The sequence below is a fragment of the Streptomyces sp. NPDC048248 genome (genome assembly GCF_043201875.1).
In the GTDB taxonomy this organism is placed as follows: Bacteria; Actinomycetota; Actinomycetes; order Streptomycetales; family Streptomycetaceae; genus Streptomyces.
On sequence record NZ_JBICZL010000011.1, the window covers coordinates 39,425 to 61,184 of the forward strand.

Consider the following 21,760-nt stretch of genomic DNA (forward strand, 5'->3'; position numbering starts at 1 on the left):
GCGGTATGGACCTCATCGCACAGCTGCACGCGGGACTCCCCGGGGACGCGGTTCTCACCGACCCCGACATCACCGGCGCGTACGCCAACGACATGGCGAGCTTCTGCGAGGCCGGCACGCCCGCCGTCGTGGTGCTGCCGCGCACCGTCGAGCAGGTCCAGCACGTCATGCGCACCGCCACCGCGCTGCGCGTCCCCGTGGTGCCCCAGGGCGCGCGTACGGGACTGTCGGGAGCCGCCAACGCCTCGGACGGCTGCATCGTGCTGTCGCTGGTCAAGATGGACCGGATCATCGAGATCAACCCCGTCGACCGGATCGCGGTCGTCGAACCCGGAGTCGTCAACGCCGTCCTCTCGCGCGCGGTCAACGAGCACGGGCTGTACTACCCGCCGGACCCCTCCAGTTGGGAGCAGTGCTCGATCGGCGGCAACATCGGCACCGCCTCCGGCGGCCTGTGCTGCGTCAAGTACGGCGTCACCGCCGAATACGTCCTCGGCCTGGACGTCGTACTCGCCGACGGGCGGCTGCTTACGACGGGGCGGCGCACCGCCAAGGGCGTCGCGGGCTACGACCTCACCCGCCTGTTCGTCGGCTCCGAGGGCAGCCTCGGCATCGTCGTCGGCGCCGTCCTCGCCCTCAAGCCGGAGCCGCCCCAACAGCTCGCGCTGGCCGCCGAGTTCCCCTCCACCGCGGCTGCCTGCGAGGCCGTCTGCCAGATCATGGCCCGCGGCCACGCCCCCTCGCTGCTGGAGCTCATGGACCGTACGAGCGTCCGCGCCGTCAACGACATGGCACAGATGGGGCTGCCCGACAGCACCGAGGCGCTGCTGCTCGCCGCCTTCGACACTCCCGACCCGGCCGCCGACCTGGCGGCCGTCGGTGAGCTGTGCACCGCGGCCGGCGCCACCGAGGTCGTCCCCGCCGAGACCGCCGCCGAGTCCGACATGCTGCTGCAGGCCCGCCGGCTGACGCTGACGGCGCTGGAGCGGGTGAAGTCCGCGACGATGATCGACGATGTCTGCGTACCGCGCTCCCGGCTCGCCGAGATGCTCGACGGCACCGCCGCCATCGCCGAGAAGCACGACCTCACCATCGGCGTCGTCGCGCACGCCGGCGACGGCAACACCCACCCCACCGTCTGCTTCGACGCCGCCGACCCCGACGAGTCCCGCAGGGCCCGCGAGTCCTTCGACGACATCATGGCGCTGGGGCTGGAACTGGGCGGCACGATCACCGGGGAGCACGGCGTGGGCGTACTGAAGAAGGAGTGGCTGGCGCGTGAACTGGGCCCGGTGGGCCTGGAGTTGCAGCGAGGCATCAAGGACGTCTTCGACCCGCTCGGCCTGCTCAACCCCGGCAAACTCTTCTGATCCCCCGCCCAGGGACCGCACGGGAGCGGCCGGGACCGACCGGCCCGGCCGCCGAACGGCACCCCGGATGTGCGGCGCCGTCCACGGGGCGATTGACTGAGCCCATGACGATCAATGATCCCCGCGGACTGGTGGAGGGCACGGTCACCTTCCGGGTGACCGGGCAGGGCGTCGACGACATCACCTACGCCGTGCAGGCCCCGGGTGCCGGGGAGGAGCAGCAGGTCACCCGACCGGAGCTGCCCTGGTTCGCGGTGGTGGACGCCCGCGGGGTGGGCGCCATGCCGATGCTCACCCTCACCCTCGAAGGGCCGGACGCGCACGCCGAGTGCGAGATCCTCACCGACGGCGCACCGGCCGTCCGCGGCAGCGTGCGCGGCCCCGCCGCCACCGTCGTCTTCATGGCGCGGACCGCCGCCTCGTAAGCTCTCACAGATGGACTCCCTGCTGCCCATGACGGGCCTTCTCGTGCTCGCCGTCGCCCTGTTGGCCTCGGCCGGCGACCGCCGCACCAAGCTGCTCGACCGCCGGATCCAGCGCCTGGAGCGGAAGGTGGACCTGCTGCTCGCGCACGTCGGCGCCGAGGAGCCGGAGGACCCCCGGATGGCCGAGATGGACGAGCTGCTCGTCCGGGGGAAGACGGTGCAGGCGATCAAGCTCCACCGCGAACTGACCGGTTCCTCCCTCCTGGAGGCCAAGGAAGCCGTGGAACGCCGGATGCGCTGACGGCCCCCGGGGCGGAGGATGGCCCAAGGACCCGCGGAGGCCCTTCCGGGCCGCCCCATGGCCACTCAGGGAGCGATGAGCCGATGGCAGCGACCGCAGCGACCGAAGACCCCTACGACGTCATCGTGCTGGGGGCCGGGCCCACCGGGGAGAACGTCGCCGACCGCGCGCACGCCGCCGGACTGAGCGCGGTGCTCGTGGAGAGCGAACTGGTCGGCGGTGAGTGCTCCTACTGGGCCTGCATGCCCAGCAAGGCCCTGCTGCGCCCGGTCACCGCCCGCTCCGAGGCGAGCCGGATGCCCGGCCTCCCCGAGGCGGTGGCCGGCCCCCTGGACGCCGCCGCCGTCCTCGCCCGCCGGGACGCCTTCGCCTCCCACTGGAAGGACGACGGCCAGGTGCGGTGGGTGGACTCCGCCGGTATCGACCTGGTGCGCGGCAAGGGCAGGCTGGACGGGCCGCGCCGGGTGGTCGTCGACGGCGGCCCGGTGCTCACCGCACGCCACGCGGTCGCGGTCTGCACCGGCAGCCGCGCCGTCCTGCCGGAGATCCCGGGACTGGCCGCCGCCAAGCCCTGGACGAGCCGGGAGGCCACCAGCGCCAGGTCCGTACCGGGCCGCCTGGTCGTCGTGGGCGGCGGCGTCGTCGGCGTGGAGATGGCCACCGCCTGGCGGGCCCTGGGCGCTTCCGTGACGCTGCTGGTCCGCGGCGACGGGCTGCTGCCCCGGATGGAACCCTTCGCGGGACACCTCGTCGCCGAATGCCTCGCCGAGGCGGGCGTGTTCCTGCGCACCGGGGTCGAGGTCGGCGAAGTGCGGCGGGAGGCGCCCGGCGGAGTGGTGACCGTGGTGCTCGACTCCGGCGACGAGATCATCGCCGACGAACTGCTGATCGCCACCGGCCGGGCGCCGCGCACCGAGGACCTCGGCCTGGAGACGGTCGGCCTGGAGCCCGGCTCCTGGCTGGAGGTGGACGACAGCTGCCGGGTGACGGGGGTTTCGGGCGGCTGGCTCTACGGCGTCGGCGACGTCAACCACCGCGCCCTGCTGACACATCAGGGCAAGTACCAGGCCAGGATCGCCGGTGCCGCCATCTCCGCCCGCGCCCGCCGGGTGCCGATCCTGGAGACCGACCGCTGGGGCGCGCACGCCGCCACCGCGGACACCGCCGCCGTTCCGCAGGTCGTCTTCACCGACCCCGAAGTGGCCTCGGTGGGCCTGACCGCGGCCGAGGCGGAGCGCGCCGGGCACCGGATCCGCGTGGTCGACCAGGACCTCGCCGCGGTGGCCGGCGCTTCGCTGTACGCCGACGGCTACCGCGGCCGGGCCCGGATGGTCGTCGACCTCGACCGCGAGGTGCTGCTCGGCGTCACCTTCGTGGGCCCCGGCGTCGGCGAACTGCTGCATTCCGCGACGATCGCGGTGGCCGGGGAGGTCCCCGTCGAGCGCCTCTGGCACGCCGTACCGGCCTACCCGACGATCAGCGAGGTGTGGCTGCGGCTGCTGGAGAGCTTTCGCGAGTAGCGGCGTACCGTCCGCCGCGAGAAGGCAGAGGCCCCAACGGCCGGTCCATGGGGCCCCGGTGGGCGTCGAGCCGTGTGCCGGAGAGCTACCGCCCCTGGGGCGGGTCGGTGTCCACGCCGAGGGCCGCGGCTATCCGCAGCTGCGGGGCGGCCTCGGCGGCGCGCCCCTGGCGCTCCAGGGTGCGGCCCAGCATCAGATGGGCGTACTCCTCGACCGGGTCGCGCTCCAGGACGGCCCGCAACTCGGTCTCGGCCCGCTGCAGTTGAGCCGAGTGGTAGTAGGCGCGGGCCAGCAGCAGCCGTGGCGCGACCGGCCCGGGTTCCTCGTCCACCAGGCCACGCAGGATGCGCGCCGCGGCGGTGAACTCCTTGGCCTCGAAGAACAGCTGGGCGCGGGCCCAGCGGTCGGCGGCGCTGCCGTGCCCGTAGTAGCTCGCTTCATACGCCCGGTCCCGGGGCGCGGCGGCCGAGCCGTCGTGCCCCGTGTCGTGCCGCCGGGTCGGGCGCTCCTCGTGGCTTTCGGTCATACCGGGCACAACACCCCGGCAATTTCGAACATTCCCCTACGCTCCCGGCTCCGGCGACCCGTCCGAGGGGTCGGTCGGCCGGAGGTCGTCGCGCGGTGTCATGGCCAGCAGTTCGCTCAGCCCTTTGTCGAGGCCCAGATGTTCCTGCTCCGACCCCGGCGGCACGGCCCGCAACGTGCGCTCGAGCCAGGCGGAGACCGCCGCGGCCGGCGCCTCCAGCAGCGCGTCACCGTCCGGGGAGGACAGCACGATGCAGACCAGACTGCGGCCGTCCTGCTTGGTCGGCCAGATCCGCACGTCCCCGTGGCCGCTCTGCCGGAACACGCCCTCGACGAGCAGTTCCCTGGCGAACGTCCAGTCGACGGGGGTGTCGGAGCCGATGTGGAAGGTGACGTGGACGGCGTAGGGGTCGTCCGTCCGGTACGTCAGCCGGGCCGGCACCGGAATGCTGCGCTCCGGAGACAGGACCAGGCCCAGCTCCAGTTCTCGTTCCACGACGGTGTGCATGAAATCCACCTCTCTGCTCTCCCTGTGCGGGTCCGTGGAACGGGCCCGCACAGACAGAGAGCAGGCGGGCCGGGGATCCTTACACGGCTTCGCACAACTTTTTTCGCGGCCCTCTTCCAGGTGGTCGTGGCCGGGGAGCGGCACGGATGCAACCGGGGGTCTGATAGATGTGGACGCCGCGTTGCGGCAGACTGCATCCCACACCCACCAGGCCGAGTACAGATACGGGACTTCGGACATGAGCGCCCCTACCTCAGGATCCGCCGGCGGCAGCCCCACGCCAGGCTTCTACCCGGACCCGTCCATCCCCGGCTACATCCGGTACTGGAACGGTGCCGCATGGGTGCCGGGCACCAGCAGGCCGGCACCGGCCGAGGGCGAGGCGATGCCCGCACCGCCCCCCGGAGTGGCCGCGGTCGCGCCGACGCCCGCCCAGGTCCCGCCCGCCGTGGAGGAGACCGGTCCGGTCTTCTTCGACGAGGAGCAGGCCCAGGGCGGCGGCAGCACGGCGCCCGCCGTACGCCAGAGCGGCGAGGTCGACCTCCCCGCTGCCGCCACGAGCTGGGACGACCCGTCCCGGCTGCACGGCAGCAGCCCGGAACCAGCCTCCGCCTGGCAGGCCGACGCCTCCCGGCAGACCGGCTTCGGCGGCGAGGTGGACCGGCGCATCTCCTGGGGCTCACCCGAACAGGGCCAGTCCTCGGCGCCGTCCGGCGCGGCCTCGTGGGGCGCGGTGCCACCCCAGCGCGAGCAGGGATCCGAACAGGCGTCCGCGGAGCCCGGCTCCGGTGACGTCTCCGCCACGTCCTCGTCCGGCACTCCCGCCCCGCGGGACCCGGAGGCCCCGGCCGACGGTACGGTCACCATCCGCGCCGTCAACCCGGCCGCACGCCGCGACACCGGCCGGGGGAACGCCGCCGATCAGGGCACGACGGCGATCCGCGCGGTCCGCCCCGGCGGCGACAAGAACGCCAAGGCCAACGAGACGATGGCGATCCGTATCGCGCCCGGCGGCGGGGACCGGACCCCGTCCCTCGGTGGCGACGCCCCGCAGTCGCTGCCCTCCGTAGGCACTCCGCAGCAGGGCCCGGTCCAACAGTCCGCACCGCAGCGCCCGCTCCAGCAACCCCCTGCCCAGCAACCCCCTGCCCAGCAACCCCCTGCCCAGCAGGCCCCCGTGCCGCAGCAGGCTCCCGCTCCGCAGGCATCCGGCCCCGCGGCCGGGTTCCCGCCGCAGGACGGAGCGGCGGCCGGGCCAGGCGCCCAGGGTGCCGGTGCCGACGGCGTCATCCCGTGGAAGCCGCCGTCCGCCGATGTCTTCTTCGCGGCGGCGCAGGCCGCGCAGGGCCACCCGGCCGGTCTCGGCCGCCGGTTCGCGGCCCGGCTGATCGACACGCTGGTGCTGGGCGCGGTCACCGCCGCGGTCGCCGTCCCGATGTGGGGCACGGTCACCGACCACATCGACGCCAAGGTCGAGGCGGCCAGGCAGTCCGGCCGCGAGGTGACGGTCTATCTGATCGACGGCACCACCGCCCCGGTCTTCGCCGTGCTGCTGGCCGTCCTGCTGATCGGCGGCGGGCTCTACGAAGCGCTGCCGACCCTGAAGTGGGGCCGCACCCTCGGCAAGAAGCTGTGCGGGGTGCGGGTGCTGGACATCGAGAGCCACGACACCCCGATGCTCGGCGCGGCGCTCAAGCGCTGGTTCGTCTACAGCGTGCTCGGCCTCGTCGTCGTCGGCGTGGTCAACGCCGCCTGGTGCCTGTTCGACCGGCCGTGGCGGCAGTGCTGGCACGACAAGGTCGCGCGGACGTTCGTCGCCGCGGACCGAACCGAGGACTGACGCCGAGGCCGGGCCCCGGGGCGGGCGGCTGAGGGCCGCCCCCGCCCCGGTGGCCCGGATCCCCCGAACGGCCTTGGCCGGATGCGGCCCGGCCCCGCAAGGGGTCGACTCGGGCCATGAGTACCGATCAGCCCGGGCCCGGCTCCGGTGAACCGCCGGAGGACGATCCGTTCCTGAAGAAGCCGCAGGAGCCGCCGGCCGACGGCGCTCCCCGCAACGGCTCTCCCTACGGCGGCGGCACGGGCCAGGGCGAGGGCGGCACCCCGCCGCCCGGCGGCACGCCACCTCCACCGCCGCCCGGCGGTACGCCGCCCCCGCCGCCACCCGGGGACGTCCCACCGCCCTATGGGGAAGACCCGTACCGCGGCGGCCCCTACGCGGACAACCCTTACGGCGGGCAGTACGGCGCGGCCGATCCGCTCGCCGGTATGCCGCCGCTGGCCAACCGCGGCCGCAGGCTCGTCGCGCGGATCATCGACGCGCTCCTCATCGGTGTACCGGTCACCCTGATCATGAACGCCATCGTCGGATGGGTGGACTACACCAGCACCAGCAACAGCGAGACCGGTAAGCAGGCGACGGTATCGGGCGTCACGATGCTGGCGTACCTCATCTACGAGGGACTGATGCTGAGCAGGAACGGTCAGACCGTCGGCAAGATGGCGATGAAGGTCCGGGTCGCGATGCTCTCCAACGGCGCGGTGCCGACCCCTCAGGCGGCCTGGGTACGGGCCGCGGTCTACACGCTGCCGGAGATCGTGCCGTGCTGCGGCTTCCTCTTCTGGCTGGTCAACGTCCTGTGGTGCACCTGGGACAAGCCGTATCAGCAGTGTCTGCACGACAAGGCGGCCAAGACAGTCGTGGTGTCCGCGGCATGAGGGCGGCCCGGGCGGTGGAGGCGTCGCGCAGCGGGCCGGGCGCGCGGGAACGGCCGGGCGGGCGGCCACTCCTCGTGCGTGCAACGGAAGTGACCGGCCGCCCGGCCGTGGTGCCGGGTCGTGTCCGGCGGACGGGGCTTTGCGGCCAGGGCCTAGCGCGAGTGCTGGCCGACCCGGGTGTCGGTGGTGTGCGAGACGCGGGGGCCCGGTATGCGGCCGGCCGGCGGGGGCACGGCCCTCAACGGGGTGCGCGCGGGCGACTTGGCGCGTACGACATGGCGGCGGACCACCCGCGACATGCGGGGCATCGGCACCGTCATGGCGACGAGCAGCCCGAGCCCGAGCCCCGCGAGGGCGATGACCGCGACCCCGATCCCGGTCTGCGTCTGCGAGAGCAGCAGCATCGCGAGAGTGGAGAGGAAGACGGTGGCCGAGCCGTAGACGAGCTGGGTGACAGTCGGACGAGGCATGGTGGGATCCGCCCTCGGGGGTCGGCAGGGGTGTCGGTCATGGGCGCGCCGTCAAGCGAGCCTACGGACCTTAATTCCCGAGCGGAACGCCAAGTAAGCGTGACCTTACCCACGGTCCCGATGCACAAGGGGCGCACAGGGTCACCGGATGGATGAACTGGACGCGGTCGTATGCCCGTTGGAAGCGCGGGCGGCATAGGCGTACGGCATGGTCAGGCGGCGCGGCACACCGGCCCTTCCGTCCAGAATGGGCGATATGGCGGTGTCCGATAGCCGTAACTCGCGGACCGAGTAACGTACTTCGGTGACGTGAGCAAGTCAAGATCTGTCTTTTCCCCCGCGCTTCCGGTCGAATGCCCTCGAACAGTGACCGTTCGAAGGGGAGGAAAGCGCCAAGTGAGAGCAAACAGAGGGGTATTCAGATCGGCCGCCCTGGCCACGGCGATAGCCGCGATCGGGGCGGCCGCTTTGTCTTCCGGGGCGGCCGCGGCCGACACGCCCCCGTCGCCCGTCGCCAAGCGCCACGACCCGGCCCCCGAGCGGACGGTGGACCACGACCTGAAGGGCCCCTTCAGCGACGAGCAGGCCGCTCAGCGCAAGGAAGCGCTCCAGCAGGTCATCTCCGGTGACGCCACGGCCTCCGACCGCGGCGGGTCCCGCGTGGTCAAGCTGGACAAGGGCAAGTACGTCGAACTCGCCCGGCAGAAGACCGACAAGATCTTCACGGTCCTGGTGGACTTCGGCGGCAAGGTCGACGACGCCACGACATTCGATCCGGACGGCGACGGCCCCAAGCCGCCGGTGAAGAAGTACGGCGGCGAGCCCGGCCCCGCGCACAACGAGATAGCCGAGCCGGACCGTGCGAAGGACAACAGCACGGCCTGGCAGAAGGACTACAACCGTCAGCACTTCCAGGACCTCTACTTCTCGCACGACAAGAAGAAGGAGTCGCTGGCCAAGTACTACGAGAAGCAGTCCTCCGGCCGCTACTCCGTCGAGGGTGAGGTCTCCGACTGGGTCAAGGTCGACTGGAACGAGGCCCGCTACGGCTCCAACTACTGCGGCGACACCAACTGCGCCAACGCCTGGGACCTGATCCGCGACGGCGTCAACCAGTGGGCGAAGGACCAGAAGGCGGCCGGTCGCACCGACGCGCAGATCAAGACCGATCTCGCCAAGTACGACCAGTGGGACCGCTACGACTACGACGCCGACGGCAACTTCAACGAGTCCGACGGCTATATCGACCACTTCCAGATCGTGCACGCCGGTGAGGACGAGTCCGCGGGCGGCGGCGCGCAGGGGACCAACGCCATCTGGGCGCACCGCTGGTACGCCTACGGCACGGACGCCGGCAAGACCGGTCCCGCCGACAACAGGTCGGGTGGTACGCAGATCGGCGCCACCGGCCTCTGGGTCGGTGACTACACCATGCAGCCGGAGAACGGCGGCCTCGGCGTCTTCGCCCACGAGTACGGTCACGACCTGGGCCTGCCGGACGAGTACGACACCACCGGCACCGGCGAGTCCTCGGTGGACTTCTGGTCGCTGATGTCCTCCGGCTCCTGGCTGGGCCGCGGCGAGGACTCCATCGGCGACCTCCCCGGTGACATGAGCGCCTGGGACAAGCTGCAGCTGGGCTGGCTCAACTACGGCAAGGCCAAGGCGGCGAAGAAGTCCACCCACAAGCTGGGGGTGGCGGAGTACAACACCAAGAACAAGCAGGCCGTCGTCGTCGAACTGCCCGCCAAGGCGGTGAAGACGGACATCGTCCAGCCCGCCGAAGGCACCAAGCAGTGGTGGAGCGGCATGGGCGACGACCTGAAGAACACCCTCGCCCGCCCGGTGGACCTCACCGGCAAGTCCAAGGCGTCGCTGACGCTCAAGGGCTGGTGGGACATCGAGGAGAACTACGACTACCTCTACACCGAGGTCTCCACCGACGGCGGCAGCAACTGGACGCCGATCGACGGCACCGCGGGCGGCAAGGCCATCCCGCGCGACGGCGGCGACAAGCCCGCGCTGACCGGCACCGTGAGCGCCTACCAGGACCTCGTCTTCCCGCTGGACGCCTACGCGGGCAAGAAGATCGACGTCCGCTTCCGCTACCAGAGCGACGGCGGCGTGGCCCAGAAGGGCTTCGCGGCCGACACCCTGAGCGTGGTCGCCGACGGCAAGCCGCTGTTCAGCGACAACGCCGAGGGCGACGACAACGGCTGGAGCAGCAAGGGCTTCTCGCGGATCGGCGCGTCCTTCACCAAGGACTACCCGCAGTACTACATCGCCGAGAACCGCCAGTACGTCTCCTACGACAAGACCCTCAAGTCCGGTCCGTACAACTTCGGCTGGACCACCGCCAAGCCCGGCTGGGTGGAGCACTTCCCGTACCAGAACGGTGTGCTGATCTGGCTGTGGGACACCTCGCAGGCGGACAACAACGTCGGTCAGCACCCCGGCCACGGGCAGATCCTCCCCGTCGACGCGCACCCGAAGGCCGAGAAGTGGGCGGACGGCAAGCTGATGCGCAACCGCTTCCAGTCCTACGACTCGACCTTCACGCGCTACCGCACGGACGCGCTGAAGCTCCACAAGGACGGCAAGCTCGTCAAGATCACCTCGAAGAAGGGCGTCACCCTCTTCGACGACCGGCACGGCGTCTACTACGACAAGGCGAACCCGACCGGGGGCGTCCTCGTTCCTGACACCAACACCCGGATCAAGATCACCAAGGAGTCCTCGAACGGCTCCACCGTGACCCTCCTGGTGGGCCCCGCCGGTAAGTAAAAGGTAAAACCGCAGGTCAAAAGCGAATCGGCCGTCGCCCCTAGCGGGCGGCGGCCGATTCGCGTTTAGATGCGTTCATCAGTTCCTTGTTGACGAAGAGTCTCACGGGGGAGATATGACGATGACCGGTGGCGGATTCATCAGGCTTCCTGGCGGAAGCGTGGTGGTCGCCCTCTCACTGCCCAGACCGGGCCAGGGACCGCTCTCGGGGCCGTACGACGGCGGCTCCCGGGTCCGGGTCCTGGTCCACGCCGTGAACCGACCGCGCGCCCTGACCAGGCTGCGCAACCTCGGTCTGCGGGCGGTCTACCTGCGCGGCAACAGCAAGCCGCCGACGCCGGACGAGGTCACAGCCGTCCTGCACCACCCGGACGGCCTGGTCTGGCGCGCGGCGCCGGACGACGACACCGAGTCCTGGCACCCCATACGTGCCCTGCTCAGGCCCCCGGCGCCCGCGGCGTCCCCGGTCTCGGGGTCCGTGGCCTCCGCGCTCCCCGCGGCGGCCACGGCCGGCTCGCCACCCGCGAAGCCCGCGGCGTCGGCGGTTCCCACGGTGGTCGCGGTGCCCACGCTGCCCGGGATGGCCGTCGTACGGCCCGCCGGCGCCTGACGGGCGGCACGGCGGGCTCCCGGGCGGTCGGGCCGCCGGCGGGCCGCTGCCGGCGGCGTCAGCCGCCCGCGACCACCGGCTTGCCGGACAGCTCGGCGCCCGCCGCCCGCATCGCCGCAAGCGCCCGCTCGGTGGTGTGCGCCGCCACGCCCGCGGTCAGGTCCAGCAGGACGTGCGTGCGCAGACCGGCGCGCAGTGCGTCCAGCGCCGAGGCGCGCACGCAGTGGTCGGTGGCGATACCGACCAGGTCCACCTCGGTGACCTGGCGCTCGCGCAGCCAGTCGGCGAGCAGTGTTCCGTTCTCGTCCGTGCCCTCGAAACCGCTGTACGCGGCGGTGTAGGCGCCCTTGTCGAAGACCGCGTCGATCGCCCCCGAGGCGACGGCGGGTGCGAAGTTCGGGTGGAAGCCGCTGCCCTCCGTGCCCGCCACGCAGTGGACCGGCCAGGAGTGCTCGTAGTCCGGGTGGTCGGAGAAGTGATCGCCCGGGTCGATGTGGTGGTCCCGGGTGGCCACGACATGGCGGTAGCAGCCCCCGGCCGCCTGGCCCACGAGATCGGTGATGGCCGCCGCGACATCCGCACCTCCCGCCACGGCCAGGCTGCCGCCCTCGCAGAAGTCGTTCTGCACATCAACGACGATCAATGCCCGGTGCATGGTGCGTGCCTTCCGGCTGGGAATCGGGAGAGGGGCGCGGCGTGTGTGACCGAGGGTAGCCACTTGGCGCACTTTGCGGGAGTGGGCGGGGAGCCCCCTGGTGGGCGCCGGTCGGGCACCCGTCCGCGGTCGGGACCGCGGGCCGCCAGGGGCCGGGCGACGGCCGTCCGGTCACACGTACTCGGTGGGCAGGACCACTTCGCCCCGGGAAAGCTGGGTGGCCGACAGGGGCAGACCTGCACGTGCGGCGATGTGCCGGTCGCGGGCGGCGTCCAGCGGCTCGCGGGCCACCACCTCGCCCGCGCGGACCAGCGGCACCAGCAGCTGCCGGTCGGCCAGCTCGGGCGGCACCGGGCCGGTGCCGACGACCTCGGCCTCCGCGACACCCTCCTCGTCCAGCCGCCGGGCGGCCCACTTGCGGCCGCCGACCGACGTCTTCGCGCCCATCGACTTCTTGGCGACCGGACGCAGCGGGGCGTCGGCGGCGTCGCTCTCGGCGCGGGCGACCAGCTTGTAGACCATCGAGCACGTCGGGTGGCCGCTGCCGGTCACCAGCTGGGTGCCGACGCCGTACGCGTCCACCGGCGCCGCGGCCAGCGAGGCGATGGCGTACTCGTCCAGATCGCTGGTGACCACGATCCTGGTCTTCGTCGCGCCCAGCTCGTCCAGCTGCTGGCGCACCCGGTGGGCGATCAGCAGCAGGTCGCCGGAGTCGATCCGCACCGCGCCGAGGCCGGGGCCGGCCACTTCCACGGCGGTGCGCACCGCCTCGGTGACGTCGAAGGTGTCCACCAGCAGCGTGGTGCCGCTGCCGAGGGTCTGCACCTGGGCGGTGAAGGCGTCCCGCTCGCTGTCGTGGAGCAGGGTGAAGGCGTGCGCGCTGGTGCCGACGGTGGGGATGTTGTAGCGGAAGCCGGCCGCCAGGTCGGAGGTGGTGTGGAAGCCGCCGACGTAGGCCGAGCGCGCGGCGGCCACCGCGGCCAGCTCGTGGGTGCGGCGGGCGCCCATCTCCATCAGCGGGCGGCTGCCGGCCGCCACCGACATCCGGGACGCGGCCGCGGCCACCGCGGAGTCGTGGTTGAGGATCGACAGGATGACCGTCTCCAGCACCACCGCCTCGGCGAAGGTGCCCTCCACGCGCATGATCGGCGAGCCGGGGAAGTAGACCTCGCCCTCGGGATAGCCCCAGATGTCGCCGCGGAAGCGGTAATCGGCCAGCCACTGCCGCGTCGGCTCGTCGAGGATGCCGCGCTCGCCGAGGAAGTCGAGGATCGTCGCGTCGAAGCGGAAGTTCTCCACCGCGTCCAGTACCCGGCCGGTGCCGGCGACGACCCCGTAGCGGCGCCCCTCGGGCAGCCGGCGGGTGAACACCTCGAAGACCGAGCGCCGGTCCGCCGTCCCGGACCGCAACGCGGCCTGCAGCATGGTGAGTTCGTACTGGTCGGTGAAGAGCGCAGTCGACGGCACGGCCACCGGCAGTCCCAGGTCTGCAACGTTCACTTCGGCATACCTCGCAATTCGATCCATGCGCGCCGCACCGGGCAGTGGACGGTTTTCCGGGGGCGCACGGCGGCAGCCGCCGATGTCACCACCCCCGGGAGATGCGGCATGCAAGCGATGCTACCCCGAATACTCGTCACTCTGACGATTTCCACGGTCAGTTCCCGGGCGGGCCCGTGGAACCCGTACCGCGGGGCCCTGTCGACGCGGCCGCGGGAGGGCCGTTTGTGCGCCACCCGCCCCCGGGTGGCAGCATGGGGCCTGTGAGCGCCCACCCGTCACCCACGATCACTCTCCGGCCGCACCGCTGCACCCTCAGTGTTCCGGTCGAGATCGAGCGTCCCGAGTCGAGCGAGGCACCCGCCGAGGTGCCCGAGCCCGACGTCCCGTGGGTCACGATCGTCCACAACGACCCTGTCAACCTCATGAGCTATGTGTCGTACGTCTTTCAGTCGTACTTCGGCTACTCCAAGGACAAGGCGCACCAGCTGATGCTCGACGTCCATCACAAGGGCCGCGCGATCGTCTCCAGCGGCAGCCGCGAGGAAATGGAGCGCGACGTGCAGGCCATGCACGGCTACGGCCTGTGGGCGACCCTCCAGCAGGACCGCTGATGAGCGGCCAGTTCGAGCCCCTGCCCGGCGGCGGCGCCGTCGTCCCCCTCGACGAGGTCGAGATCTCCATCCTGCGCAGCCTCGCCGTGCAGCTGCTGGAGCTCATCGGACCCGGCGATGAGCCGGCCGACAGCGAGAGCGACGACCTGCTCGCCTCGGTCTTCAACGACGGCCCCAGCGAGCCGCCCGCCGATCCCGTTCTGGCCCGGCTCTTCCCCGACGCCTACGGCGGCCCCGACCTCGTCCCCGACGACGACGTGCGCGCCGCGGCGGCCGAATTCCGCCGCTACACCGAGAACGACCTCCGCTCCCGCAAGCGCGACGACGCCCTCGCGCTGGTCCGCTCCCTGGACGCGCTGGCGCCCGGCGAGGAGGGCGGCGCGGAGCTGCGCCTGAAGCCCGACGAGTGCCGCCAGTGGCTCGGCGCGCTCAATGACCTGCGGCTGGCCATCGGGACCCGCCTGGAGGTCACCGACGAGGAGGACGGCGGAGAGCTGCTGCGGCTGCCCGACACCGACCCGCGCAAGCCGATGGTGATGGCCTACCTCTGGCTCGGCGGCCTCCAGGAAACCCTCGTCGAAGCACTGATGGGCTGAATTTCGGGCGTACCACCCGGAACGTTCGCTCAGAGGACGCTCAAATCCGGATAACGATCGCATCAACGCGCCCGTGTGTTGTGGGATGCCTTCCATTTTTTTGTCCTAATTTCGCTGTGACCCGGCTCACTTCTCCAGAAGTTGATCTCGTAACGACCGTGATAAATGTTCACGACCTGCCGTGCGCGACGCCACCCCTGTCGCCACGGGAGCGCTGAGCCGGCCGACCGTCGGCGTGCAGGAACTCCATCCGGGGGGTCGGGACCCGACCCGGACAGACCGGGTCGGAATGGAGAAAGGCGCACCACTCATGACCTCTGTGCAGGTCGACAAGCAGCACGACGGCAGTGAGGCTGCTGGGAATGCCTCGGAAGAGGGCTACCAGCGAGGTCTGGGGAGCCGCCAGATCCAGATGATCGCCATCGGTGGCGCCATCGGTACGGGGCTGTTCCTCGGCGCGGGCAAGGCCATCTCCAAGGCCGGACCGAGCATCATCCTGGCCTACGCCATCGTGGGTCTGGTCATCTTTTTCATCATGCGGGCCCTGGGCGAACTGCTCATGTACCGGCCCGTCTCCGGCTCCTTCTCCGAGTACGGCCGTGAGTTCCTCGGCCCGTTCATCGGCTTCGTGACCGGCTGGACGTACTGGCTGTTCTGGGTCGTCACCGGCATCACGGAAGTGACCGCCGCGGCCACCTATGTGCACTACTGGAACGAGGGCATACCGCAATGGCTCTCGGCGCTGGTCTTCACCGTCGCGCTCTTCGGTATCAACCTGATCTCCGTGAAGATCTTCGGTGAGCTGGAATTCTGGTTCTCGATGGTCAAGGTCACCGCGATCATCGGCATGATCCTGATCGGCCTCGGCGTGATCCTGCTCGGCTTCTCCGACGCCGGTGACACCGCCTCCTTCACCAACCTGTGGTCCCACGGCGGCTTCTTCCCCAAGGGCATCGGCGGCACGCTGATGACGCTGCAGATCGTGATGTTCGCCTTCCTCGCCGTCGAGCTCGTCGGCGTCACCGCGGGCGAGGCGACCAACCCCAAGAAGGTCCTGCCCAAGGCGATCAACACCGTGCCGTGGCGCATCGGCCTGTTCTACATCGGCGCGCTCATCATCATCCTGTCCGTCGTCAGCTGGACGGTGTTCGAGCCGGGCGTCAGCCCCTTCGTCGCCGCCTTCCAGCAGATCGGCCTGCCCGCCGGCGCCGGCATCGTCAACTTCGTCGTGCTGACCGCCGCGCTCTCCTCGGCCAACTCCGGCATGTACTCCACCGGCCGGATGCTGCGTGACCTCGCGCTGAACCGCCAGGGCCCGAAGTTCTTCACCCGGCTCAGCAAGAACGGCCTGCCCATCTGGGGCACCGGCGTCTCCGTCGCGATGATGCTGGTCGGCGTCTGGATCAACTACCAGTGGCCGGGCGAGGCGTTCAACTACGTCGTCTCCTTCGCCACCATCTCCGGTATGTGGGCCTGGATCGTGATCCTGCTCTCGCAGCTGCGCTACCGCGCCAAGGCCGATCGCGGCGAGCTGCCCCAGTCCGAGTTCCGCGCCCCCGGCAGCCCGTACACCTCGGTGTTCGCGCTGGCCTTCATCGGCATGGTGATCGTGATGATGGGCATCGACCCGGACGCCCGGATCTCGCTCTACGCGGCCCCCGTCTGGGCGCTCATCCTGACCGTCGGCTACCTCTGCATCAAGCGGCGGGACGCGGGGGAGGCCCTGGCGGCCGGTACCCCGAAGGCGTCCGAGAAGGGCTGACGGCCGCACCACGGCCGATCGGGCCTTCCGCCCGCTGTCCAGCATTCGGGCCCGTACGTACCATTCCTCGGTACGTACGGGCCCGTTGCCGTCCGCCCGTGTGCCCCCTTCGACGGAGCGCCGCACCCGCTCCTCTTATCCTTTCCGCATGCTGACCCTCACCAAGGCCCTCTACGACCGGATCGTCGAGCACTCCCGCCAGGACCACCCCGACGAAGCCTGCGGCGTGGTCGCGGGCCCCGCAGGCAGCGGCCGCCCCGAGCGGTTCATCCCCATGCTGAACGCCGCCCGCTCGCCCACGTTCTATGAGTTCGACTCCTCCGACCTGCTCAAGCTCTACCGGGAGATGGACGACCTGGACGAGGAGCCGGTGATCATCTACCACTCGCACACCGCCACGGAGGCGTACCCCTCGCGCACGGACATCTCGTACGCGAACGAGCCCGGCGCGCACTACGTCCTGGTCTCCACCGCCGACACCGACGACGCCGGGCCCTTCCAGTTCCGCTCGTTCCGCATCGTGGACGGCGTGGTCACGGAGGAAGAGGTCGAGGTCGTGGCGGAGTACGCCTGACGGGTCCGACGGGTCCGATGAGTCCGACGGGCGCCGCGGGCCGCGGCGAGGGGCCGGGTGCGGCGCGGGGCCGCGGCCGTGCCGGTGGCGTCGCGAGTGACACATGCCCCAGGCCGACCGGTCTCCGGCCCGCCCGACGCCCGGGCATCCGGCGCTGACCTGCGCGTATCCGGTCGTCCGCCGCATCCGCCGGTCGCCCGCCCGGCGCGGCGTCCCATCTGGCGTACACCAATCGTCCGCATCTTGGGACGAGGTTCCAATACCCGGACCGGGAATCGATACGATGACCGCATGGTTGACCACGACGTGAGCGAGAAGAGGACGGGCATGCTGCTGCGCGCTCCCCTCGCGACGCGTCGTTCCGCATCCGCCCTGCTGGGAGCCTTCGGCTGCGGAACCGCACGGCTGCACATCGACCTGTGCCGCCTCTCCAGCGCCATCTGTCCGCGCTGCGCCGCAGCCTGAGCTGCCCCACACCGGCCGCGGCGCCCGCCGGTCCGCACCCCGCACTTCCGCGTCACCCGACGCACCCATCGCCGTGCACACGGGACGCACAGCACCCGCCACCACACTCCGACAGGAGCACTCCCATGGCCATCGAGGTCCGAATCCCGACCATCCTGCGCACCTACACCGACGGTCAGAAGGCCGTCGAGGGCAACGGAGAGACCCTCGCCGACCTCTTCGCCGACCTGGAGAGCCGCCACAGCGGTATCCGTGAGCGCCTCGTCGACGGTGAGCAGCTGCGCCGCTTCGTGAACGTCTACCTCAACGACGAGGACGTGCGCTTCCTGGAGGGCATCTCCACCAAGCTCGCCGACGGCGACAACGTCACGATCCTCCCGGCAGTCGCCGGCGGCATGGTCTGAGATGCGGTACGACTCCCCGCTCGCGGCGGTCGGCAACACGCCCCTGGTCCGGCTGCCGCGCCTGTCGCCCTCCGACGACGTCCGCATCTGGGCGAAGCTGGAGGACCGCAACCCCACGGGCTCGGTCAAGGACCGGCCCGCGCTGCACATGATCGAACAGGCCGAGAAGGACGGCCGGCTCACCCCCGGCTGCACCATCCTGGAGCCGACCAGCGGCAACACCGGCATCTCCCTCGCCATGGCGGCCAAGCTCAAGGGCTACCGCATCGTGTGCGTGATGCCGGAGAACACCTCGTCCGAGCGGCGTGAACTCCTCGCCATGTGGGGCGCGGAGATCATCTCCTCGCCGGCGGCCGGCGGCTCCAACACCGCCGTCCGGGTCGCCAAGGAGCTGTCCGCCGAGCACCCGGACTGGGTGATGCTCTACCAGTACGGCAACCCGGACAACGCCGGTGCGCACTACGCCACCACCGGCCCCGAGATCCTCGCCGACCTCCCCTCCGTGACCCACTTCGTGGCCGGCCTCGGCACGACGGGCACGCTCATGGGCGTCGGCCGCTACCTGCGCGAGCAGCGGCCCGACGTGCAGATCGTCGCCGCGGAACCCCGCTACGACGACGTCGTCTACGGCCTGCGCAACCTCGACGAGGGCTTCATCCCCGAGCTCTACGACGAATCGGTGCTCACCACCCGCTTCTCGGTCGGCTCCGAGGACGCGGTCCGCCGCACCCGCGAACTCCTCGCCGAGGAAGGCATCTTCGCCGGCATCTCCACCGGCGCGGCACTGCACGCCGCGATCGGCGTCGGCAGGAAGGCGGTACGCGCGGAGCAGAGCGCGGACATCGTCTTCGTCGTCGCCGACGGCGGCTGGAAGTACCTCTCCACGGGCGTCTACACCGCCGAGTCCACCGAAGCGGCGATCGCCACCCTGCACGGCCAGCTCTGGGCCTAGGTCGTATCCGCAACGTCCCGTCCGCCCCGCCGGCGGACGACGGGACATCGCGGACAGGACCCAGCCCTCCGCACCACCGGGCCGCCCCGGCCCCCCCGCCGCTCCGCCGGCCGGACCGCACCATCGGACCGGCCGGCGTCTTGCGTTCGAGGGCGGCGGGGCGATGGTCCGTGACCAGTCCGCGACCCTCACCGTCGGGTGATGCGGCGGCGGGACCGCTTGCCCCCGTCGCTCGTTCCGGTGGACGAGGGCGGGGAGCGAGCGCCACGCCGGAGGTCGGCAGATGGGCCGCTCCCCGCGAGACGGCCCGGCGCGCCGCGCGAAGGTCGCGCCCGGCGCCGGCGCGGTCCGGCAGGGACCCGGTGACGGGACTCCTCGATGCGGCAGACGCGTGGCGCCAACCGCCGCGTCCCGCGCCCGGACCAGCGGCGATGTCACCACCGCCGCCACGCCCTGCCACCACGGGCACGCCACGCCCGGTGAGCTCCCCCGGAGGCCCTCGCGCCCGTACCGGCCGACCGCGCGTACGGCACGGGGGAACAGCGCCCGATACAGCCCACCCGGACTGGTGATTCCGCCCACAGCTCGGCCCGCTGGAGGAGCCACACAACCTTTTGCGCCTTACGCTCGTGGGCACCGTAAAGACCAGCAGGACCCGGCAAGAAACCGGCAAGGACCGCCGAGTAACCCGCATGGACCCTTCCCCGAGCTCTCACGGCGTTCGAGCAGGGGAGGCCCCTATTCCGCCGCCCCCGCCCACGGAGGTTCACGCCCGCATGAAGCTCACCGTCGTCGGATGCTCGGGGTCGTTCCCCTCCACGGAATCGGCCTGTTCGAGCTACCTCCTGGAGGCCGACGGCTTCAGGCTGCTCCTCGACATGGGCAACGGCGCCCTCGGCGAGCTGCAGCGCCACACCGGTCTCTACGACCTGGACGCCGTACTCCTGTCGCACCTGCACGCCGATCACTGCATCGACCTGTGCGGCTACTTCGTCGTGCGCTACTACCGCCCGGACGGCGGCCGTTGCGAGCCGATGCCGGTCTACGGGCCGGCCGGTACCGAGCGCAGGCTGACCGCCGCGCATGCCGATGTGCCGCACGAGTCGGCGATGAGCGAGGTCTTCGACTTCCGCACCCTGACGCCCGGCACCTTCACCATCGGTCCGTTCACGATCCGTACGGAACTGGTCAGCCACCCGGTGGAGGCGTACGGCTTCCGGATCGAGCACGGCGGCAGGTCCCTGACGTACTCGGGCGACACCGGCACCTGCGAGGCGCTGGACAGGCTCGCCGCCGGCACCGACTTCTTCCTGTGCGAGGCGTCCTTCACGCACGGCAAGGAAGACATCCCGGATCTGCACCTCAACGGCCGGGAGGCCGGCGAACACGCCCGCCGTGCCGGCGCGGGCCGCCTGGTGCTGACCCACATTCCCCCCTGGACCGACCCGGAGATCAGCCTCCGCGACGCGCAGAAGGTCTACGACGGCCCGGTCGAGGTCGCCAAGGCGGGGGCGTCGTACGAGATCTGAGGGCGCGCCGCTCTTCGCGGTGCATGCCGAAGGGCCCCGGAACCAACTGGTTCCGGGGTCCTTCCGCGTCGCTGACGGAGCGTGAGCCGAGCGGCCCGTGCGGCGCCGCTGTCTATGCCTTGGTGAGGTCCTCGATCTCCTCCTCGGGCTCGCGGCCCGGGGTGGTGAGGTTGAACTTGGTGATCGCGAACCGGAAGAGCACGTAGTAGATGACCGCGAAGACCAGGCCGATCGGGATGATCATCCAGGGCTTGGTGGCCAGGTTCCAGTTCAGCGCGTAGTCGATGAAGCCCGCCGAGAAGGTGAAGCCGTCGTGCACGCCCAGGGCCCAGGTCAGGCCCATCGAGATGGCGGTCAGCACGGCGTGGATCGCGTACAGGACCGGGGCGATGAACATGAAGGAGAACTCGATCGGCTCGGTGATACCGCAGACGAAGGAGGTCAGCGCCAGCGAGATCATCATGCCCATCACGGCCTTGCGGCGCTCGGGGCGGGCGCAGTGCGCGATGGCCAGGGCGGCGGCCGGCAGGCCGAACATCATGATCGGGAAGAAGCCCGACATGAACTGTCCCGCGGACGGGTCGCCCGCGAAGAAGCGGCCGATGTCGCCGTGCGCGACCTTGCCGGCGGCGTCGGTGAAGTCACCGATCTGGAACCAGGAGACGGTGTTGACGAACTGGTGCATGCCGATGGGCAGCAGAGCGCGGTTGATCAGACCGAACAGGCCCGCACCGCCGGCGCCGAGGCCGGTCATCCACTCGCCGAAGCTGGAGATGCCGTTGCCGATCGGCTCCCAGATCAGCACGAAGAGCACGCCGACCGCGGTGCCCACGAAGGCCATGATGATCGGGACGAGCCGGCGGCCGTTGAAGAAGCCCAGCCAGTCCACCAGCTTCTTGCGGTGGAAGCGCTGCCACAGGACCGCGGCGAGCAGCCCCATGATGATGCCGCCGAGGACACCGGGGTTGTTGACGACGGGCTCGACCCACTTGCCGTCCTTGATGTGGCCTTCCTCGACGGGGAACGCCTTGAGCACGTTGCTGTAGACCAGGAATCCGACCAGGGCGGCGAGCGCCGTGGAGCCATCGGCCTTCTTGGCGAAGCCGATGGCGACGCCTATGCAGAACAGCAGCGGCAGATTGTCGAACACCGCGCCGCCGGCGGCGACGAAGACCTTGCTGACGTCGATCCAGCCCAGGCCCTTCTCGCCGAAGACATCGTCCTGGCCGAGTCGGTTGAGGATGCCCGCGGCGGGCAGGACGGCGATCGGCAGCTGGAGGCTGCGGCCGATCTTCTGCAGGCCCTGGTACAGGCCGGAGCCCCGCTTCTTCGCGGGGGCCGCCTTGGCGGCAGTGGCCGAACTCATCGGATTCCTCCTGGTGAGGCGGGCACTCGAAGGGGGGAAGGCCCGCTTGTTGGTCTACACCACTCAGTGGTTTAGACCATTCTTAGCATGTCGCCCCGACATAAAGGAATCC

The 21,760-nt window shown here is 70.9% G+C and carries 21 protein-coding genes and 1 pseudogene; 16 read left to right on the plus strand and 6 right to left on the minus strand.

Features of this window, described 5'->3' with window-relative positions:
- Window positions 1-5 precede the first annotated feature (5 nt).
- The 4 genes from ACGFZW_RS24330 to ACGFZW_RS24345 all read left to right on the plus strand — a co-directional run bounded on the left by ACGFZW_RS24330 (window position 6) and on the right by ACGFZW_RS24345 (window position 3,616).
- A complete protein-coding gene (locus tag ACGFZW_RS24330; protein WP_393895322.1) occupies window positions 6-1,370 on the plus strand; it encodes an FAD-binding oxidoreductase in 1,365 nt (454 codons plus the stop codon).
- A gap of 104 nt (window positions 1,371-1,474) precedes the next feature.
- Window positions 1,475-1,795: a hypothetical protein gene (locus ACGFZW_RS24335; protein ID WP_393895323.1), complete on the plus strand. Its 321-nt coding sequence runs from the start codon at window positions 1,475-1,477 to the stop codon at window positions 1,793-1,795.
- 10 nt (window positions 1,796-1,805) lie between these two features.
- A complete protein-coding gene (locus ACGFZW_RS24340) occupies window positions 1,806-2,096 on the plus strand; it encodes a hypothetical protein (RefSeq protein ID WP_393895324.1) in 291 nt (96 codons plus the stop codon).
- An 83-nt stretch (window positions 2,097-2,179) separates the two neighbouring features.
- Window positions 2,180-3,616, plus strand: a complete 1,437-nt coding sequence (locus ACGFZW_RS24345; RefSeq protein WP_393895325.1) for a dihydrolipoyl dehydrogenase family protein — start codon at window positions 2,180-2,182, stop codon at window positions 3,614-3,616.
- Between the two features lie 85 nt (window positions 3,617-3,701).
- On the opposite strand, the gene ACGFZW_RS24350 is transcribed toward ACGFZW_RS24345, so the two are convergent.
- Window positions 3,702-4,142, minus strand: a complete 441-nt coding sequence (locus ACGFZW_RS24350; RefSeq protein WP_393895326.1) for a tetratricopeptide repeat protein — start codon at window positions 4,140-4,142, stop codon at window positions 3,702-3,704.
- A 36-nt stretch (window positions 4,143-4,178) separates the two neighbouring features.
- On the minus strand, window positions 4,179-4,649 hold the full coding sequence (locus ACGFZW_RS24355) for an SsgA family sporulation/cell division regulator (protein ID WP_393895327.1): 471 nt from the start codon (window positions 4,647-4,649) through the stop codon (window positions 4,179-4,181).
- Between the two features lie 238 nt (window positions 4,650-4,887).
- On the opposite strand from ACGFZW_RS24355, the gene ACGFZW_RS24360 reads away from it, so the two are divergent.
- Both ACGFZW_RS24360 and ACGFZW_RS24365 read left to right on the plus strand, forming a co-directional pair.
- Window positions 4,888-6,489 carry an RDD family protein gene (locus ACGFZW_RS24360; RefSeq protein WP_393895328.1) on the plus strand — a complete coding sequence of 534 codons (1,602 nt, stop codon included), beginning with the start codon at window positions 4,888-4,890 and terminating at the stop codon, window positions 6,487-6,489.
- A gap of 116 nt (window positions 6,490-6,605) precedes the next feature.
- The gene (locus ACGFZW_RS24365; protein WP_393895329.1) at window positions 6,606-7,367 is read left to right on the plus strand and encodes an RDD family protein; all 762 of its coding nucleotides are present in this window, start codon (window positions 6,606-6,608) and stop codon (window positions 7,365-7,367) included.
- A 152-nt stretch (window positions 7,368-7,519) separates the two neighbouring features.
- Here ACGFZW_RS24365 and ACGFZW_RS24370 read toward each other — a convergent pair whose 3' ends face one another.
- Window positions 7,520-7,837 (minus strand): hypothetical protein, encoded by a 318-nt coding sequence (locus ACGFZW_RS24370; protein WP_393895330.1) that lies wholly within the window; start codon window positions 7,835-7,837, stop codon window positions 7,520-7,522.
- Window positions 7,838-8,233: 396 nt separating this feature from the next.
- On the opposite strand from ACGFZW_RS24370, the gene ACGFZW_RS24375 reads away from it, so the two are divergent.
- Window positions 8,234-10,621 (plus strand): immune inhibitor A domain-containing protein, encoded by a 2,388-nt coding sequence (locus tag ACGFZW_RS24375; RefSeq protein WP_393895331.1) that lies wholly within the window; start codon window positions 8,234-8,236, stop codon window positions 10,619-10,621.
- A 121-nt stretch (window positions 10,622-10,742) separates the two neighbouring features.
- Window positions 10,743-11,081: pseudogene (locus ACGFZW_RS24380) on the plus strand (hypothetical protein); the annotation flags it as partial.
- A gap of 208 nt (window positions 11,082-11,289) precedes the next feature.
- Here the strand turns inward: ACGFZW_RS24380 and ACGFZW_RS24385 are convergent.
- Window positions 11,290-11,886: an isochorismatase family protein gene (locus ACGFZW_RS24385; RefSeq protein ID WP_393895332.1), complete on the minus strand. Its 597-nt coding sequence runs from the start codon at window positions 11,884-11,886 to the stop codon at window positions 11,290-11,292.
- Between the two features lie 171 nt (window positions 11,887-12,057).
- Entirely contained in the window at window positions 12,058-13,386 is a 1,329-nt protein-coding gene (locus tag ACGFZW_RS24390; RefSeq protein ID WP_393895333.1) for a nicotinate phosphoribosyltransferase, read from the minus strand.
- A gap of 263 nt (window positions 13,387-13,649) precedes the next feature.
- Here ACGFZW_RS24390 and clpS point away from each other — a divergent pair, with 263 nt between their 5' ends.
- The 8 genes from clpS to ACGFZW_RS24430 all read left to right on the plus strand — a co-directional run bounded on the left by clpS (window position 13,650) and on the right by ACGFZW_RS24430 (window position 20,282).
- Entirely contained in the window at window positions 13,650-14,000 is a 351-nt protein-coding gene (gene clpS / locus ACGFZW_RS24395) for an ATP-dependent Clp protease adapter ClpS (protein ID WP_393895334.1), read from the plus strand.
- Window positions 14,000-14,596: a DUF2017 domain-containing protein gene (locus tag ACGFZW_RS24400; RefSeq protein ID WP_393895335.1), complete on the plus strand. Its 597-nt coding sequence runs from the start codon at window positions 14,000-14,002 to the stop codon at window positions 14,594-14,596. The genes clpS and ACGFZW_RS24400 overlap by 1 nt, the downstream gene beginning before the upstream one ends.
- A 310-nt stretch (window positions 14,597-14,906) precedes the next feature.
- Window positions 14,907-16,358 carry an amino acid permease gene (locus ACGFZW_RS24405; protein WP_393895336.1) on the plus strand — a complete coding sequence of 484 codons (1,452 nt, stop codon included), beginning with the start codon at window positions 14,907-14,909 and terminating at the stop codon, window positions 16,356-16,358.
- A 148-nt stretch (window positions 16,359-16,506) separates the two neighbouring features.
- Window positions 16,507-16,932 (plus strand): Mov34/MPN/PAD-1 family protein, encoded by a 426-nt coding sequence (locus ACGFZW_RS24410; RefSeq protein ID WP_393895337.1) that lies wholly within the window; start codon window positions 16,507-16,509, stop codon window positions 16,930-16,932.
- 291 nt (window positions 16,933-17,223) lie between these two features.
- Complete coding sequence (locus tag ACGFZW_RS24415) at window positions 17,224-17,397, plus strand: putative leader peptide (RefSeq protein WP_393895338.1); 174 nt, start codon at window positions 17,224-17,226, stop codon at window positions 17,395-17,397.
- Between the two features lie 125 nt (window positions 17,398-17,522).
- The gene (locus ACGFZW_RS24420; RefSeq protein ID WP_393895339.1) at window positions 17,523-17,801 is read left to right on the plus strand and encodes a MoaD/ThiS family protein; all 279 of its coding nucleotides are present in this window, start codon (window positions 17,523-17,525) and stop codon (window positions 17,799-17,801) included.
- Between the two features lies 1 nt (window position 17,802).
- A complete protein-coding gene (locus tag ACGFZW_RS24425) occupies window positions 17,803-18,753 on the plus strand; it encodes a PLP-dependent cysteine synthase family protein (protein ID WP_393895340.1) in 951 nt (316 codons plus the stop codon).
- A 776-nt stretch (window positions 18,754-19,529) separates the two neighbouring features.
- A complete protein-coding gene (locus tag ACGFZW_RS24430) occupies window positions 19,530-20,282 on the plus strand; it encodes an MBL fold metallo-hydrolase (RefSeq protein ID WP_393895341.1) in 753 nt (250 codons plus the stop codon).
- 112 nt (window positions 20,283-20,394) lie between these two features.
- Here ACGFZW_RS24430 and ACGFZW_RS24435 read toward each other — a convergent pair whose 3' ends face one another.
- On the minus strand, window positions 20,395-21,648 hold the full coding sequence (locus tag ACGFZW_RS24435; RefSeq protein WP_393895342.1) for a PTS transporter subunit EIIC: 1,254 nt from the start codon (window positions 21,646-21,648) through the stop codon (window positions 20,395-20,397).
- Between the last annotated feature and the right edge of the window lie 112 nt (window positions 21,649-21,760).